The sequence below is a fragment of the Streptoverticillium reticulum genome (assembly GCF_047456005.1).
GTDB lineage: Bacteria > Actinomycetota > Actinomycetes > Streptomycetales > Streptomycetaceae > Streptomyces > Streptomyces reticulum.
On the sequence record NZ_CP179755.1, the window covers coordinates 564102 to 581763 of the forward strand.

Annotated in this window: 10 protein-coding genes; 3 read left to right on the top strand and 7 right to left on the bottom strand. The window is 72.6% G+C overall.

Going from position 1 to position 17662, the window contains the following annotated elements:
• Positions 1 to 53 precede the first annotated feature (53 nt).
• Both ACMATS_RS02545 and ACMATS_RS02550 read right to left on the bottom strand, forming a co-directional pair.
• Complete coding sequence (locus tag ACMATS_RS02545) at positions 54 to 7220, bottom strand: SDR family NAD(P)-dependent oxidoreductase (protein WP_414166704.1); 7167 nt, start codon at positions 7218 to 7220, stop codon at positions 54 to 56.
• A 278-nt stretch (positions 7221 to 7498) separates the two neighbouring features.
• Positions 7499 to 8557, bottom strand: a complete 1059-nt coding sequence (locus ACMATS_RS02550; RefSeq protein WP_414166705.1) for a chitinase — start codon at positions 8555 to 8557, stop codon at positions 7499 to 7501.
• A 162-nt stretch (positions 8558 to 8719) separates the two neighbouring features.
• Between ACMATS_RS02550 and ACMATS_RS02555 the strand changes: the two genes are divergently transcribed.
• The gene (locus tag ACMATS_RS02555) at positions 8720 to 9109 is read left to right on the top strand and encodes a hypothetical protein (protein ID WP_414166706.1); all 390 of its coding nucleotides are present in this window, start codon (positions 8720 to 8722) and stop codon (positions 9107 to 9109) included.
• 10 nt (positions 9110 to 9119) lie between these two features.
• Positions 9120 to 11672: a DUF6185 family protein gene (locus tag ACMATS_RS02560; protein ID WP_414166707.1), complete on the top strand. Its 2553-nt coding sequence runs from the start codon at positions 9120 to 9122 to the stop codon at positions 11670 to 11672.
• A 13-nt stretch (positions 11673 to 11685) separates the two neighbouring features.
• On the opposite strand, the gene ACMATS_RS02565 is transcribed toward ACMATS_RS02560, so the two are convergent.
• Positions 11686 to 12126, bottom strand: a complete 441-nt coding sequence (locus tag ACMATS_RS02565) for a DNA-binding protein (protein WP_390781295.1) — start codon at positions 12124 to 12126, stop codon at positions 11686 to 11688.
• A gap of 203 nt (positions 12127 to 12329) precedes the next feature.
• On the opposite strand from ACMATS_RS02565, the gene ACMATS_RS02570 reads away from it, so the two are divergent.
• Complete coding sequence (locus tag ACMATS_RS02570) at positions 12330 to 13742, top strand: amino acid permease (RefSeq protein WP_414166708.1); 1413 nt, start codon at positions 12330 to 12332, stop codon at positions 13740 to 13742.
• Positions 13743 to 13834: 92 nt separating this feature from the next.
• Here the strand turns inward: ACMATS_RS02570 and ACMATS_RS02575 are convergent, their stop codons facing one another.
• The 4 genes from ACMATS_RS02575 to ACMATS_RS02590 are packed head-to-tail and all read right to left on the bottom strand — an operon-like array spanning position 13835 to position 17533.
• A complete protein-coding gene (locus ACMATS_RS02575; RefSeq protein WP_414166709.1) occupies positions 13835 to 14770 on the bottom strand; it encodes an NAD-dependent epimerase/dehydratase family protein in 936 nt (311 codons plus the stop codon).
• A 38-nt stretch (positions 14771 to 14808) separates the two neighbouring features.
• Positions 14809 to 15453, bottom strand: a complete 645-nt coding sequence (locus tag ACMATS_RS02580) for a response regulator (RefSeq protein ID WP_390781292.1) — start codon at positions 15451 to 15453, stop codon at positions 14809 to 14811.
• Complete coding sequence (locus ACMATS_RS02585; RefSeq protein WP_414166710.1) at positions 15405 to 16709, bottom strand: sensor histidine kinase; 1305 nt, start codon at positions 16707 to 16709, stop codon at positions 15405 to 15407. The genes ACMATS_RS02580 and ACMATS_RS02585 overlap by 49 nt, the downstream gene beginning before the upstream one ends.
• The gene (locus ACMATS_RS02590; protein ID WP_414166711.1) at positions 16706 to 17533 is read right to left on the bottom strand and encodes a CPBP family intramembrane glutamic endopeptidase; all 828 of its coding nucleotides are present in this window, start codon (positions 17531 to 17533) and stop codon (positions 16706 to 16708) included. Before ACMATS_RS02590 ends, ACMATS_RS02585 begins: the two co-directional genes overlap by 4 nt.
• Positions 17534 to 17662: the final 129 nt, after the last annotated feature.

The following is a 17662-nucleotide window of genomic DNA, read 5'->3' on the forward strand; positions in this document are numbered from 1 at the left end:
AAGAGTGTGATTCAGCCATCGGGCCGGCGGGGAGTCGCTTTGGGGAAAATCTTTTACCGGCCGGGCGGCATGCCGGCGGGCGCCTGCGCGAGGTGCCGGTGCACCAGCCTTGCGACATGGGCCAAGGTGCGGCCGCTGCCCATGAGTTCCGCGGGCAGCAGCCGCACGGCGAAGTACTCGCGGGCCCGGAGGAGGAACTCGGCGCTCATGAGGGAGTCCAGGCCGAACTCCTGCAGCCCGCGGTCCGCGTCGAGAACGGCCGGGTCGGTGCGCAGCACGGCACCGAGGAGGCGGGCCAGGATGCCGGTGACGGTGCGGACGGCGTCCTCCGGGGGCATGGCGGCCACGGAGCGCAGCAGTTCCGCGCGGTCGTCGTCCGGCTCTGCGGTACCGGCCGCGGCGAGCAGGCTGTCGGTGCGCGCCCAGCGGTGGCGGCCGACTCCGAAGACGTCGGCCCCCGTGTCAAGGGCCCGCCCGGCAACGCCGAACGCCTCGCCGCTGCCGGTACCGGCGTCGGCCATCGGCCCCCAGGAGACCGCAGCGCCGCACCGTCCGTCACGGCGGCGGGCACGGGTGAGCGCGTCCAGGTAGGCGCTCGCGGCGGCGTACGGCGCGTGGGCCGGGGTGCCCGCGTGCGCGCCGACGGAGGAGTGCAGCAGGAAGACGTCCGGCTCGCGGTCGGCGGTGAGGCGGTGGAGGACGTCCGCCCCGGCGGCCCGGACAGCGAAGGCGGCGGCGAAGCCGGCCGACGGGTCTTCGTCCTCGTGCGCCGCGCAGTGGGCGATGCCCCGCAGAGGATGTCCGGTGGCGTCCACAGCGGCGATCACGCGGCGTACGGCTGCCTCGTCGGTGACGTCGGCGGCGTACGCGGTGGCCGCCGCCCCTCGCCCGGCGAGCCGTTGCAGGACGGCCGCCGCGTCGGGTCCACCGGCTCCACGGCCGTCGATCAGGGCGAGGTGCCGGGCGCCGCGGTCGGCGAGCCATGCGGCGGTGGCGGCGCCGAGGCCGCCGAGCCCGCCCGTGACCAGGTACGTGCCCTCCGGGTCCAACGTCCGTGCAGTCGGCCCCGGTTCGACGGGCACGGGCTCGTCCAGCGGGTCGAAGGAGACGACGACCTTTCCCGTGTGCCGGGGGTTCCGGAGCTGTCGGAACGCCTCCTCCACCCTGGCAGCCGGACGGACGGAGTGGGGCAGCGGGCGGTATGCGCCGGAGGCGATGCACTCCGCGAGGCCGTGGGCCGACTGCCGCCCCCGTACGGAGTCGAGGTCGAAGCCGATGACGGTGAGGCTGCGCCGGAAGGGGCGCAGCGGCATGGGCTGTGTGCCGAGTTCGATGAAGCGGCCGTCGGGGCGCAGCAGGTCGAGGCTCCGGGCGGCGGCTTCGCCGCCGAGGGTGTTGACGACGACGTCCACTCCCCGCCCGCCCGTCAGTTCCCGTACACGCGGGACGAAGTCGAGGCTGCCGGAGTCCAGGACGTGCTCGACGCCGAGTGTGCGCAGCAGGTCGCGTGCGATCTCGTTGCCGGCTGTGGCGATGACGTGGGCGCCCAGGGTGCGGGCGCACTGCAGGGCGGCGAGACCGGCGGACCCGGCGCCCTCGTGCACCAGGACCGTCTCGCCGGGTTCCGGCCGGGCCCGGTGGACGAGGGTGACGTGGGCGGTGGTGAAGGCCGCCGGAAGGGTCGCCGCCTCGGCGTGGCTCAGGCCCTCGGGGATGCGGATGACGGTGTCCGTCCGGGTGACCGCGTGGGAGGCGAGCGCGGCGGGCATGATGCCGCAGACCTCGTCGCCGACTTCGGGCGAGAACACCCCCGGTCCGACGGCGCGGACGATGCCGGCACCCTCCGTGTGCAACTCGGTGTCCAGGGGGTCGCCATGGCCGAGCGCGACGGCCCGCATCTCGACCAGGATCTCATCGGGGCCCGGTGCGAGCGGCCCGGCCTCCCGCCACACCGGCCGACGGGACGGCTCCGGCGTGCGGACGTCCAGGACGAACGGCGCACCGGCGCGAACGGGCGCGGGCTCGCCGCCGGTGCGCTCGGTCTCCCGGGGGACGAACCGGCCGCGCCGGGTGAGGACGATCTCGTCCTCGTCGCCGGGCGCGAGCAGTTCACGGGCCAGGCGCAGGGCGTCGGCGGCCGGGTCGCCGCTGCGGTCCAGGGAGATCCGGCGCAGCTGCAGGCCGGGGTGCGCATCGGCCTGTGTGCGTGCGACGCCCCAGACGGCTGCGTCGGCCGGGTGGTCGGGGCGTTCCGGTGCGGGGAACAGGCCGCTGGGCCGGGTGATCAGCCACACCTGCGGCCGCACATCGTCCGGCAGTCCGGCGCAGGCGGCGGCCAGGGCCCGGAGGACGGCAGCGCGCGCGGCCGTCCGGGAGGCGGTGCCGCCCGGTTCGGCTTCGGCGAGCAGCAGGGCGACGCCCGGTTCCTTTGCCCCGTGGGGCAGTTGGGCGCTCCAGGCGGCAACGTCGTCCGTTGCGACGACCGTTCCGGTGCCGCCCAGCAGGTCGCACAGGGCCTGGCCCGTCGGCACCTCGGCGGGGTTCTCGACGGCAACGACCCAGGGGGCTCCGGGAGTCGGCTCCGGCAGGGCCGGTTCGCGTACGGGGGGCCGGTCGGCGGTTGCGAGGAGGACGGAACGCTCCTCGATGCCCGTGCGCGCGGTGTCGGTGAAGCCGCACTCCCCCAGCAGTCGCACCCACCGGTCCCAGGGCAGCAGCCGGTGCTGCGGGCGCATCGCGCGGTCGGCGCGCTGCCAGAAGGCTTCCGTGCTGCCTTCGAGGAGGCCGAGCCGCTGCGCGTGGTGCGGTTCCGTGGCGAGGAGCAGACCGCCGGGGGCGAGCAGGATACGGAGGCGGCGCAGGGCGGCGGTCAGGACGGCAGCGGTGTGCAGGGTGTCGTCGGCGACGACGAGGTCGAACTCCCCTGGGTGGAAGCCCTGGGCGACGGGGTCGGTGTCCAGGTCGAGGGTGCGGTGGTCGACGAAGTCGTAGGCGGCGAAGCGGTGTTCGGCACGGACGGAACCACTGGTGGTGCAGGTGTAGCGGGTGCGGTCGGCCGGGAGCAGGGGCAGCAGGGCCGCGGTGAGGGCGTGTGTTCCCGCACCCAGCTCCAGGATGCGCAGGGGCCGGTCCTCGGGCCAGTGCCGGAGGATCTCGCCCAGCGCGGCGCGGGCGACGTCCTGGGTGAAGCGGTGTGCGGGGGCGGTGGCACAAAGGTGTTCGTACGCGGTGTCGTCGAGCGGTTCGACGGTGCTGCGGAGCACCTCGGGGAGCCGGCACAGCTGCCGGTTGAGGAGGACGGTCTCGGGGTGGAAGGCCGGATGGTCCTCGACCAGGCTGCGCAGCAGGGCCGTGTGCCGCGGTGCCGTGCCCGTCAGCCGCCAGTAGCCGTCGCGGGCGGGTTCGGCGAGCCCGTGCCGGGCGACGAGGGGGAGCATCAGCCGGGCCAGCCGCCGGTGACGCGGCCGGAGCCCGTGCGCCACGAGGCCGGAGACGCGGAACGGCGCGCCGGGTCCGGCGTCGGCGAGCAGCCCGTCCAGGGCTGCGCGCCAGCAGTGCGCGCCGGTCTCTTCGACGGCGGCCGTGAAGCGGTCGTATCCGGTGTCGTTCAAGGCCGTGCGCAGAGCCGCGGTCCGGTCCGGGACGGCCGCCATCAGGTCCGGCGGCGGGGGCAGCGGGGAGGAGGCGGCCGGGCTTGCGGGGAGCGGGGCGGCGCGCAGGACCGTGTGCCGGACGGTCAGGGGGGCGTGGTCGGGGTGGTGGGCGATCCGGACGCGGCAGCCTTCGATCTCGGCCGTGACGGTGCCGTCCGCGTCGGCGTAGGTGATGTCCCAGCCGAACTCGCTCCCGGTGCGGCTGCGTTGCCGCAGGTGCACGATGCCGGCGGGTGAGGGGGTGCGCCAGACGCGTACCGAGCCGAACGCCGACGGAAGGCAGAACTGCCCGTCGCCCGCCTGCTGTCCGACGAGGGCGACGGCGGCCTGGAGGGGGCCGTCCAGGACCGCCGGATGCACCGTGTACGGATCGCCCGGGGCCTCGTGCTCGTAGGAGGCCAGCAACTCCTCCGTTCCGACGTGCAGTTCGCGCAGCACCTGGAATGCGGGTCCGATGTCGAGGCCGGCGCGGCGGCAGGCGCGGTAGTGGTCGGGGCCGTCGACGGTGCGGGGGCAGCGGGCGCGGATCGCGTCGGGGTCGAGCGGGGCGGGGGCCGTGCCGGGCAGGGTGCGCACCCGGGCGCGGGCGACGGGCCGGCAGGCGGTGCCGCGGCCTTGGCTGCTGCCGATGGCCAACGTGCCGTCCTCGGGGGTGAGGGCGGTGTGGAGCGTGACGCCGACGGGGGCGGGCCAGTCGAGCGGCAGCGGTCCGGCGATCTCCAGGTGGCGCAGCTCCACCGGCCGTTCCAGGGTCCGGCGTCCGGCGGACAGGGCCGTCTCGACGTACGCGGCGGCGGGCATGAGCACGGTTCCGGCGACCCTGTGGTCGCCGAGCCAGGGCACCAGCTGGGGTTCGACGGCGCCCTCCCACAACGGGTGCGGCGCCGGGAGGCGTTCGCCCAGCAGGGGGTGGTCGAGCAGGCCGGTGCCGCCGGTGCGCAGGACGAAGTCCTGCGGGGTTCCGTGCCAGTGCCGCTCGCGCTGCCAGGGGTAGCCGGGCAGGTCCGCCACGCGGCCGGGGCGGGGGAAGTGCGGCCGCCAGTCCACGGCGGCGCCCGCCGCGACGAGGGCGGCGACCGCGGCGGCTGTGTCGCGGGATCCGTCGCCGTCGCGGTGGAGGGTGGGGATGCAGACGGCGCGGGTGCGGCGCAGGTAGGGGCGCAGCACCGGGTGCGGGCCGATCTCCAGGACGATGTCGGCCGCGTCCGCGAGGACATGGGCGACGGCGTCGGCGAAGCGGACCGGTTCGCGGACGTTGTGCCACCAGTAACGGGCCGTCAGCTCCTCGCCGGACAGCGGGGCTCCGGTGACGGTGGAGACCATGGGGATCCGGACGGCGGCCGGGGCCAGCCCGGTCAGGGCCGTGCACAGCCGGACGGCGATGGGGTCCATGGCGCGGCTGTGGAACGCGTAGTCGAGGCCGAGGTCGCGGAAGAAGACGCCGCGGGTCTTGAGCCGGGCGCCGAGGGCGGCCAGGGCGTCCGGGTCGCCGGTCACGGTGACGTCCCGGTCGCTGTGGATCCCCGCGAGCTCCAGGGCCGTTCCGTACGGGGCCAGCAACTGCCGGGCCTCCGGTCCGGAGAGGCCCACGGCGGCCATCCGCCCGGTGCCCACGGTGGCGCCCTGGGCGCGGCTGCGTTCGGCGATCACCCGGGCGGCCTGGTCCAGCGTCAGTGCCCCGGAGACGAGGGCGGCGGCCGCCTCGCCCGCGCCGTGCCCGACGACGGCCGCGGGGCGCAGTCCGTTGGCGGCCAGCACGGCGACCATGCCCATCTGCACGGCGAACAGCAGGGGTTGGGCGACTTCGGTGCGCTGCCAGCGGGCTGCGACGGGGTGCGTCAGCTCCTTTGCCACCGACCAGCCCAGGTGCGGGGCCAGGGCGGCGTCGGCCTCCTCGACGGCCGAGACGAAGACGGGATCAGCGTGCATCAGCTCGGCGGCCATGCCGGGCCACTGGGAGCCGTCGCCGGAGAAGACGTAGGCCACCGTGTCCCGTTCGGCCTTGCGGACCTCGGCCGCGGCGGAGGGCGCGTCCGCGAAGATCCGGTCCAGCCGGTCCGCCGCCTGCTGCGGGCCGCCGGCCAGGACGGCGGCGCGGTAGGGGTGGGCGCTGCGGCGCAGGGTGGTGGTGTGGGCGAGGTCGTAGAACTCGGCGTCCGTGGCCCGGCGCAGCCGTGCTGCGACCCGTGCGGCCAGTTCCTGCAGCGCCTCGGGCGACCGGGCGGAGACCACCACCGGTACGGGGCCCGCCCCGTGCTCCTGCTGGACGGGCAGGCGCGGAGGCGCGGTCAGGACGGCGTGGGCGTTGGCCCCGCCGAAGCCGAAGGAGTTGACCCCCACCGCCGCCCGCGCCCGGCGCGGCAGCCCCACGGGGGCGACGGTGGGGGCCAGGCCGAGCCCGGCGAAGTCGATGTCCGGGTTGAGCGGCCGGGCGTGCAGTGTCGCGGGGGCCAGGCCGTACCGCAGCACCAGCAGCGCCTTGAGCAGGCCGGCCATGCCGGAGGCGGGTTCGAGATGGCCCAGGTTGGACTTGACCGAGCCGATGGGCAGCGGGCCGGTGGTGCGGCGCTGCCCCAGCGCCCGGCCGATCGCGCCCGTTTCCGCCAGGTCGCCGGCAGCGGTGCCGATGCCGTGTGCCTCGACGTAGACCAGGTCGTCCGGGGCCACTCCCGCCTGCCGGTGGACGGAACGCAGCAGTGCCTCCTGGCTCTCGGTGCCGGGCAGGGTCAAACCCCCCGTGCGGCCACCGCAGTTGGTGCCGGTACCGGCGATGACCGCGTGGATCCGGTCGCCGTCGGCCAGCGCGTCGGCGAGCCGTTTGAGGACGAGCACTCCCCCGCCCTCGGCCCGCACGAACCCGTCGGCCTCGGCGGAGAAGGCGGCACAGCGACCGCTCGGCGAGAGCATCCCCGCGTGCGAGAGTCCCGTGAACGAGAAGGGGTTGAGCAGTACGTTGACCCCGCCGACGAGGGCGGTGCGGCTGGTGCCGTCCAGCAGGGTGCGGCAGGCGCGGTCGAGGGCCACCAGGGCGGAGGAGCAGGCGGTGTCGACGGCCATGCTCGGGCCGTGCAGGTCGAAGCAGTACGAGAGACGGTTCGCCGCGATCGAGGGCCTGGCTCCCGTCACGGCGTACGGGCTCGCGTGGCTCCCGAGCGCTGTCTGGAAGGTGCCGTAGTGCGCTTCGGAGATGCCGACGAAGACGCAGGTGTCCGAGCCGGCCAGCGACTCGGCCGGGATGCCGGCGTCGTCCAGGGCCTCGACGGCCATTTCGAGCAGCAGCCGTTGCTGCGGATCCATGTGCGCGGCCTCGTCCGGCGCGATCCCGAAGTAGGCGGCGTCGAAGCCGGCCACGTCGTCGAGGAAGCCCCCGGCCGCGGTGCGGCTCCGGCCGGGGCGGACGGCGCCGGGGTCGACGAAACGGTTCTTGTCGAACCGGTCCGCCGGGATCTCGCCGACCAGGTCGCGCCCTTCGCGCAGGGCGGTCCACAGGCCGTCCAGGTCCGTGATGCCGCCGGGCAGCCGGCAGCCGACGCCCACGACGGCCACCGCCCTGTCGATGCGTTCCATCCTCGGCTCCGTCTCGCGTCTGCCACGAAAACCCGGTGGCGCATTCGCTGCGCATCCCGCACGCCCCGATCTTCGCGGGCGAAGGAAAGGGCAGGGAAAGGGCGTGGCAAGGGAATTGCCTGCCGAGGGGATCGGAGATGCCGGAGGCCTCCGCGGGAATCATGGACGTGTCGTTCGTGCGTCTCGGCACAATCGGGCCGATCGAACAGCCGATTGCGTTGCGCGTCACGCTACGGATCGGGGATGGGGTTGTCCACGGACACGCCCGCGGGCCGAATTCAGCGGCCCTGCAAAGCCCTGGCATTGTCGCCGAAGGTCCATCCCCGTGAACCGTCCCAGTTGGCCGACCAGGTCATCAGCCCTTTCAGTCCGCCTGCGTAGGTGTTCCACGCCTGCGCCACGGTTTCCGGCGGCATATATCCGCCGCCGGCTCCCGGTTGGGCGGGAAGTCCGGGGACCTGATGGTCGTAGGGGACGCGGACGGTGGTGCCCTGGACGACCAGTCCGGTGTTCAGACAGTCCGTCTGCGCGGTGAAGCCCGCGACCGTTCCGGCTTCGTACGAGTCGCCCGAGCATCCGTACATGCTGCCGTTGTAGTACTGCATGTTCAGCCACCACAGGCGGCCATTGTCCGCGTACTTCTTGACGATGGGCAGGTAGGCGCCCCAGATCGAGCCGTAGGTCACGCTGCCCCCGGTGACATAGGCCGTCTCGGGCGCCATGGTCAGGCCGAATCCGGCGGGCATCCGGTCGAGCACGCCGTCGATGATGCGGATGAGGTTGGCCTGCGAGGCCGAGAGTTCGTTGATGTTGCCGCCGCCGGTGAGTCCGGTTTCGAGGTCGATGTCGATGCCGTCGAAGTTGTACGTCTTCAGGATGGGCACCAGCGTCTCGACGACGCGGTCGGCGACGGCGCCGGAGCTCAGGTCGATCCCGGCCGCCGCGCCGCCGATGGAGAGCAGGACGGTGAGACCGGCTGCTTTGGCCGCGCACATCTCGGCCGGGGTGGCGACCTTCACCGTCGCGTCCATCCCGTCCTCCCACAGGACGGTGCCGTCGGGGCGGATGACGGGGAATGCCGCGTTGACGACGGTGTATCCGTGGTCGCGGATCCGGGCGTCGGTGATCGGGATCCAGCCGAGCGGCGGATGGACGCCGTTGGCCGCTCCGTCCCAGTTCTCCCAATATCCCTGGAGCACCGGGCCGGTGGGTCTCGGCTTGACCGCGCAGGTATCGCTGTACGGCACAGGCGATGCCGCCCCGGCGGTGGCCGGGAGCTGCAGGACGGCGGCCGTTGCGGCACAGGCCGCGAGCACACGTGATAATCGACGGTTCACCCTCGGAACCCCCTTCGCGTTCGTCAAAAAATAAAGTTGTCCGCGACTGCCGTCAATGGCCCGGACACCCCGTGCGGCTTGCCCGAAATGCGGGGAGCATATGCCCGCATTTACGCTTCCACTGCCACTCACGTGCCACTACGCCATTTCTGGGAGCGCATCATGGGAAATCAGGCCAGCACTGCTCGCGGGGCCCTTCCGCGGTTCGAGGAGGCCGAGGGCCTGGGCCCGCAGGACGAGCGGTTCGTGCGCGATCTCGTGGCCGTGCTGGAGAAGCACGGAAACCTCGACCGCTTCGGTCTGTGCCTGCTGCACGACCACTTCCCCGTCGCCTCCGACGAGGTGCTGGTCGAGACCCACGACGTCGCCGCCCGCACCCTGCGGGTCAGCGTCGAGAAGGCGACGACGACCGAACACACGCGGCCGTCGCAGTGGCGGTTCGTGAGGAACGGCGACCAGAAGGTCGCCGGCCACGCATACCAGGTGATCCTGCAGTGCACTCCGGCCAGTGGATGCCCGACGAGCAAGCAGAAGACGAAGACGGCATCGTAAGGGCACCCACGTGCGGCAGAACACCCGGACAGCGGCGCACTGGTGGAGACAGTGCGCCGCACTGCTGCTCGCCTGCCTGGCGTGGTGGGGCGCTTGGCCGGGCCGGGCGGAGGCCGCGGGCGACTGCCGCACCGAGCAGCTGGCCACGGCCCGGACGGAAGCCGAACTGCGTATCGTCAATCACGGCCACGCCGTCGTCGAGGCCTCCGGGACCATGGTCATCAAGGTCCCCAATTCCTGGCCCTACGCCAATGACCTGCTGCTGAGCGAGAATTCCGGCACCTACCGGCACGCCATGGGATGCCTCCTGCGCGGGCCGGAACCCGCGCTGCGCCGCGACGAGTGGCGTCCGCACAGTCCGCGCGTGGATGCGGAGGCCTCTTGGGTCAGGGTGCGGTACGACACGCTCTTCTGGTTCAACCGGCCAGGGGCGGCTCTGACCGGACCGTGGTCGATCGACGTGCGAACGGGCAAGTGGGGCATGGCCCTCGCTCCGTCACCGGCGCTGAAGAACTCGCACTGGGACCGCATTCGGATCGATCTGGGCGGCCTTGACGTCTCCCAGGTGTCCCCCAGGCCCTCGACCGTCGGCAACGGCCACCTGGTGTGGACCGGCCTCACCCCCGACCGCAAGGTGACGGTCCGGGTGGCACCGCCGTGGCAACGCGCCTGGACGGCGAAGAACAGCTCACAGACCGCACCGTGGCTGGTCGCCAGCGCCGCCGGGGAGACGACCTGGTGGCTGGGGACGTCGGCCGTAGTGGTCTTCGCCGCCCTCCGGGCCCGCCGTCAGCCCGCCGGGGACGAGCTCACCGAGCTGGAGCAGAGCAGCAGCACGGCCCTGCTGCGCTGGGGTCTGGTCAAAGCCGCCATGGGCGTGACCATCCTGCTGCTGTACAGGCTCGTCGTCAACCTCACCACGGTGACAGGCGGGACACCGCACTGGCTGAGCGACGTAGCCCGCTGGCAGACGTTGATCGGCTTCCTGGCGGCCTGGATCCTGGCCGTCTCCGCCCGTCCGCGCCTCCCGGCGCTGCTGGCCTGCTCGCTGGCGGCAGCGGCCGGAGCACTGGTGGCCGCAGCACCGCCGCTGTTCGGACTTCCCTCCTCGTTCACCGCCTTCAAAAGTCTCTCCGTCTCCGGCGTGATCGTGCTGGCGGCGATGAACGCGGCAATGCTGTGGCTGTGGTTCACCGCTCTGATGCTCTGGGCCTGGTCACTCGCCCACGCAGGCGGGCTGCTCAAGCCGGCCTCGGCCCCGTGGCGGCTTCGCCGGGTCGGAACCTGGACCGCCGGGGTCACCGTGCTGTTCATGGGCTGGGCCGCGTGGGCCGACCAGCGGAACTGGCAACGGATCAGTTGGCTGATGGACCGCACCGCTACCGGGTACGACTCGCAATACCTGACGTCCCTGGGCCAGGCCTTCGTGAACGCCACCTTCCAGGCCCCGACATGGGCCTACTCCCACACCTGGGTCCTGACGAGTCTGGCGGTCGTGGCCCTGCTGCGGGCCAGGGACCTGGGGCTGCGGGTGCCCTTCGCGAGCCCCACCAAGCTGGACTGTCTGCTGCTCGCCGTGTTCTTCGCCGTCGTGGTGGCCTGGCGGCAGGGCTCGTACGCAGGCAGCCAGGGCCTGGCCAGCCTCTGGCTCGTTCTGGACATCGCCGCCTTGTACGGCCTGCTGGCCGTGGGGCAGCGCCGGGCGGTACTGAACCAGCACTTCGAGGGCTACGAGGGCGCTCCGGCACTGGGCGAGTCGATCACCGAAGCGGCCCGCAACGACCTCATCGCCCGTGCGCACCGCTACCGGGAGCTGGTCGGCGCGCTGCGCAGCATGGAGCAGGGGCACTCCGAGAGCACGCGCAGCCGCCACGCAGTGGAGAAGGAACTGAGCGGCCTGCATCGCTGGCGCCCACCGCCAGGGAGCACCGGCACCGCACGGCCGTCGATGCCCAGCGGGATCACCGTCGTCGACGTCGCCCTGAGCTGGGGGCCGCACGCCAAGTGGTGGGACAACGCCCGTCGTGCCGCGCTCCTGGCAGCTGCCTTCGGCCTGCCGGCCAGCGTGATCATCGTGTGGCTGATCTACTCGCCGGAGCATCAGTGGATGCGTACGGGCCAGTACTTCTTCGGGGCCCCCGAAGTGGCGTGGACGTTCGTTTCCTCCGAACTCACCTGGGCGGGCGCGGGCCTGGTCCTGGGCGCGCTCTGGCGGCTGCTTCCCGGCCGCAGAGGCCCCTCGCGCGCCCTGGGCCTGGTGATCGCCTACGCCCTGCTGATCGGCCTGGGCTCTGTGGCCAACCTCATCACCGACCAGGGGATCGGTACAGGGATCTTCGGGATCTTCCTGATGCTTCCGGTGCTGACCCTCACCGGTCTCGCCATGGATGCGGACACCTTCCGCTCCGAGCGGCGCTTCTGGCCCAACCGGGTCGGGCTCCTGCTGTCCGTGTACCAGATCAGGAGCTTCTCCGCGCAGATCGCCTATGTACTGGCGCAGGTGGTCGCGGTGTTGGCCGTGCTGAAGTTCTTCACCGAAACCGACATCCACCAATTCAAGTAACCTGCGCCGCCTTTCATTCCTCCTCCGCCGCGGTGCGCCCTGCAAGCCGTTCGTAACGCTGCCGGGCTGCCTGCGGGGTGCCCAGCCCGAGGCCGAAGGCGATCTCCTGCCAGGTCATCCCGCGGCCGCGGGCCATGCGCAGCAGTCCGGCCTCCAGTTCGTCCATGTCCCCGCGCGCGAGGGGGACGAGGCTGAGAGCGGCGGTGATGTCGGCCCGGTCCACCTCCGGTTCGCCGTCCTCGGGGAGGGCGGCGCCGCTGAGCAGGAAGGCCACGAGGCGGACGGCCTCGTGCGGGGCGAGGACATGGGGGTGGACCTGCCGCCGGCGCTGCTCGTCCGTGGCCGCGTGGCGCTCGGCGATGCGGAACAGGGAGGCGTGGACGCGCTGCGCCCGGGCCTGCTCCGGGTGCGGGGGTGCGAAGGGGTCGGCGGGCTGTCCGGGAGTCGTCGTCATGCCTCCAGAGTGGATCACCGCACGATGCGGCGTCAATGGATTATTGAAAACATCATGTTCAATTGGATCTTCCGCTGCGCATCCGCACCCTCACCCCACGTTAGGAAAACGTTCGAATAGTGGGCGTTCACGTCATAAGCGCAGGCTGTCCCCGCAAACTCGTGGGGCTCACCGAACGTCTCACGTAATGAACAGGTGCGACCATGAGTCGGACGATCACCCGGTCCCCCCAGGACCCGCCGCCCACGACGGAGCCTGCCACGCCCGTGCTGTCGCACGGACTCAAGCAGCGCCACCTCTCGATGATCGCGCTCGGCGGGGTCATCGGCGCGGGGCTCTTCGTAGGCTCGGGCGTCGGCATCGCCGCGGCGGGACCGGCCATCGTCCTGCTCTTCGCGGGCACCGGCGCGCTCGTCATGCTGATCATGCGGATGCTCGGCGAGATGTCCGCGGCCCGGCCCTCGACCGGATCGTTCTCCGTCCACGCCGAGGAGGAGCTCGGCACCTGGGCCGGGACCACCTCCGGCTGGATGTACTGGCTGATGCTGTGCGCCGGCGTGGCCGCCGAGGCCACCGCGGCGGGCGCCATCATGCACAGCTGGGTGCCGTTCCTCCCCGCCTACGGCTGGGTGGCGGTCTTCATGGTGTTCTTCTGCGCCAGCAACCTGACCGCGGTCAAGAACTTCGGCGAGTTCGAGTTCTGGTTCTCCGCCGTCAAGATCACGGCGATCGTCGCCTTCCTCGTCCTGGGCCTGCTCGGCATCCTCGGGGTCTTCGGCGACTCCCCCGGCACCGGCAACCTCACCGGCCACGGCGGCTTCTTCCCCGCCGGAGCCGCCGGGCTCGCGGCCGGACTGCTCACCACCGTCTCCGGGTTCGCCGGCCTCGAGACCGTCACCATCGCGGCGGCGGAGTCCGACAATCCGAGCCGCAACGTGGCGCGTGCCGTGCGCACCGCCGTCTGGCGCATCGCCGTCTTCTACATCGGCTCCATGGCCGTGGTCGTCACGATGGTGCCGTGGAACGACCCGCGCGTCGCCACCGACGGCCCCTACGTCACCGTCCTCGACACCCTCGGCATCCCCGCCGCCGGCACGATCATGAAGGTCGTCGTCCTCGTGGCCCTGCTCTCCGCGATGAACGCCAACATCTACGGCTCGTCGCGCATGGCCCACTCCCTGGTCAGCCGGGGCCAGGGCCCGCGCTTCCTGGCCAAGGTCACCCGGGGCGTGCCGATGGCCGCCGTACTGGCGTCCTGCGTGTTCGGCTTCGCGGCCGTGATCGCCGGCATCATCTGGCCGACCACCGTGTTCGCCTGGCTGCTGAACATCGCCGGCTGCGCGGTCCTGGTCGTCTGGTGCATCGTCTGCCTCACCCAGCTGCGGATGCGCCGCCGCCTGGAGCGCGAGACGCCCGAGCTGCTGACGGTGCGGATGTGGGGCTTCCCGTATCTCACCTGGCTGGCGTTCGCCGCCATCATCGGCGTCTTCGTCGTCATGGCCTGCAGCGGGGACGGCCTCAAGCAGCTCGCCGGCACAGCGATCGTGGTCGCGGCGCTGGCAACCGTGGGTCACCTGAAGCAGCGCCGCGACCGGAGGGCCGGCGCCGCCGCCTAAGCGGTCCGCGGGAAGTGCGGTGCGTCGACTGCGGGCCGTCGTGGCTGGTCGCGCAGTTCCCCGCGCCTAGGGTCGCGAGCACGCACCGCACTTCACGCCTGCTGTCGCTCACGCCACCACGTCACCGTGGCCCCGACCTGTTCCTCGACCGGTGTGGCGTGCACCGCGAACGCGGACTCGTAGGCGGAGGAGTCCACCACGAACGGCCGGTCGAACTGGTAGCGGATCTCGCGCAGTTCGCGGATCAGGGGCGAGAAGAGCGACGCCGCGCCCAGGACCGCCTGCGGAAGCCTCCGTACCGCGACCGGGCCCGTGCCCGCCTCGGCGGCCAGTCGGCCGGTCATCTCCCGGACCGACTGTGCAGGAGCCGTCGGCACGTGCCATGCCCGCCCCCAGGCCTGCTCCGCGCCCGCGGCCTCGACCAGGGCCCGGGCCACGTCGGGGAGGTACGTCCAGCTGTGCGGCGCATCCGGGTCGCCGAGCACCGAGACGGACTTGCCCCGCAGCAGGCGCGGTACGACCCGCGAGGCAAGGTGGCCCCCGTCGGTGACGCCGGGCCCGAAGAAGTCCGAGGCCCGCACTTCGACCGCCCTGATGCGGCCGTCCTCGTGCAGCTTGTGCACCTGTTCCCACGCGGCCGCCCGCGCCCGCCCCTTGGGGCCGGTCGCCGCGAGCGGCAGGTCCTCGGTCAGGGGACGGTCCACCGGACCGTAGCCGTAGAGGTTGCCCAGCACGACCAGGACGGCCCCGGTCGCCTCGGCCGCCGCGCCCATCGACGCGGCCAGCTGCGGCCATTCCGCCGCCCAGCGGTGGTAGGGCGGCGCGGCGCAGCCGTACATCGCGACCGCGCCCCGGGCGACCTCGGCCAGCCGCGCGGAGTCGGCGGCGTCCGCCGCGACGTGCTCGATGCCGGGCTCGGGACGACGGCCGGACCTGGTGACGACGCACACGGAGTGCCCCTGCTCGGCCAGCAGCCGTGCGGTGGCCGCTCCGGCGGGCCCGTAACCGATAACCACTTGAAGACTCACGCCCGCACCCTAGCGTGAGTGGACGTCACCATTTGACGTCACCTCTTGAGGTAGGCCAGGACGGCCAGGACGCGGCGGTTGTCGTCGGCGGACGGTTCGATCCGCAGCTTGGCGAAGATGCTCGCGGTGTGCTTGGCGACCGCGCTCTCGCTGATGTGCAGGGCGTTCATGACGGCGGCGTTCGACCGGCCCTCCGCCATCAGCTTCAGCACGTCGTGTTCGCGCGGGGTCAGTTGCCCGGTGTTCCCCCTGGCGTCGCTGCGGGCCAGGAGTTTGGCGATGACCTGGGGGTCCATGACGGTGCCGCCGGCCGCGACGGTGCGTACGGCGTCGATGAACTGGGCGGTGTGCGTGACCCGGTCCTTGAGCAGGTAGCCGATGGCCCCCTCGCCTCCGGCCAGCAGTTCGTGGGCGTAGAGCTGGTCGACGTACTGGGAGAGGATCAGGACGGGCAGTCCGGGGCGGGTGCGACGGGCCCGGAGGGCGGCCTGCAGACCCTCGTCGGTGAAGGTCGGCGGGAGCCGGATGTCGACCACGGCGACGTCCAGGTCCTCCTCGCACAGGGCGCGCAGCAGGGCCGGGCCGTTGTCCACGGCCGCGACCACCTCGCATCCGTGCTCCTGGAGGGTCCGTGTCAGCCCGTCCCGGAGCAGGAAGAGGTCTTCGGCAAGGACGACGCGCACGGTATCTCCAGGGTCACGGTGGTCGGTCCGCCCTGCGGGCTGTGCAGGGCGAGGGTTCCGTCGAAGGTGCTCAACCGGCGCCGGATGCCGTGCAGTCCGCTTCCCCGGGAGGCGTCCGCACCGCCGTGGCCGTCGTCGGTGACCGTGATGCGCAGTGCGGTGTCCGTATGGTCCAGGCGGATGTGCACCTCACGGGCGCCGGAGTGCTTGGCCGCGTTGGCGAGGAGCTCGCCGACGGCGAAGTAGGCGGCGGATTCGACGGGTGCGGGGAGCCGTCCGGGCAGCCGGGCCTCGACGTGGACGTCGAGGAAGCTGTCGAGCGCCAGGGACCGGACGGCATCGCCGAGACCACGGTCGGCGAGGACGGGAGGGTGGATGCCGTGGACCAGGTCCCGCAGGTCCTGGAGCGCCCGCTCCGAGGTCGCGCGCACCTCCAGCAGCAGTTCGCGGGCGGCCTGCGGATCGGTGTCCAGCAGCCGGGTCGCCTCGTCCAGGGTCATGCCCAGGGCGACGAGCCTGGCCTGCGCCCCGTCGTGCAAGTCCCGTTCGATGCGCCGGAGTTCGGCCGCCTGTACGTCGAGGACCTCGGCGCGGGTGTCGGTGAGGTGCTCGATGCGGCGGACGAGTTCGGTGGTGCGCGGCGCCGACAGGACGCGGCGGCTCCAGCGGCCGTGCAGCCGCAGCACCGCGGGGGCGAGGCGCAGCCCCGCCGCGATGAACGCGAGACCGAGGAGGAGGGCCGCGACCATGGTGACGGTGGAGTGGACGGGGATGAAGGCGTACCAGTTGCCGTCGTCGAGGATCCGCCAGATGAAGGGCTGCACCAGCGCGCCGAACACCCCGTACTCGATGAGCGCGAGCGGCACCGCGACGAGCACTCCGCCGGCCCACGGTTCCAGCCAGGCCCATCGGAGGTCGCGCCAGAACCCCTCGTCGCCGAGGATGCCGGACGCCTGCCGGCGCCGGCTCACCGAGCCTTCGCGGGCGAGCGGTCCGGGCGGGCTGATGTGCGTGCCCGTCCAACGGGCGGCCCAGGAGCGGTACCGGTCGGAGAGCCGGCGCAGGGCCGTCGCGGCGCGCGGCAGCAGAGGGAATCCGGCTCCGACGGGGAGCAGGAGCAGCACGCACACCACGAGCCCGCCGGTCGCGGACACCCCGAGGGCGGCCAGCGACAGCAGCTGGCACCGGCCGACCGCGACCCAGGCGTCGCGCAGATGCCCCTTCCCCCGTGCCATGATCACCTGTCGCTCCGTCACCCCCGGCGCGCCCCCTGCGTCGCCGCCAGGATCTTAACCGCAGGTGAACGCAGCACCCAGGGCACCGCTGCCAGCAGGCACGCGCCGCCGAACAGCACCATGGGCAGCACCGCGCCGGACTCCTCGTCCATGAACAGGAGCATCCCCAGATTGACCAGGGTGTGGAATCCGCCTGCCAGCAGCAGCCGGTTCGCCTGGACGCGTTCCAGGCCGAGCCCGAGGACGACGGACATCGCCACGGTGGCCAGCAGGAAGCCGGCCGCGTACGCCGGGGCCTCAGCGAAGACCTGTACGTGCCACACGCCCCACACCACACCCACCAGGGCCGATGCGCCGAGCGGTCCGAACCGGGTCCGCAGCAGGGGCTGGAGCAGGCACCGCCAGCCGATCTCCTCGCCGCACGCGCCGACCAGTTGGGCCACCACGATCAGTGCGAAGGGGTTCTGCAGCGTGCGCGGACCGGTCATCCGGGCGGTGCCCTCCACGCACGCGTACGCGCCCACGCTCAGCGCGATGATCAGCGGCGCCGTGAGCAGCAACAGCGCCTCCCGCCCCACCGGGCCCCGCGTGCGGCGGCCGGGCAGGATCCCGGAGAGCCGGCGGCGCACCCGGGAGGGCCACAGCAGGCCCACCGTCACCACCCCTGCGGCGGGGCCGAACTGCGTGAGCTGGACGACCTCCGGCGGAATCCCCGTCGCAGGCTGCACCGCCCCGAACACCCCTGCCGCCACGAATGCGACGGCGAGGTACACCCCTGCCTCCGCCTTCCATTCGCGTTCCTGTTCCTGTTCCCGTTCCCGCATGTTGCCTGGTCTCCCGCTCACTCGGTCTTTGTGCGTCGACGTCGACGATGCCGGTCCGCGAGAGCGCGGCCATTGCGGGTAGCTGCCCAAGAGGGGTGTATCCAGGTGCACCCCCGCGAGCGTGCCCGGTTGTGCACCGGCGCATTTCCC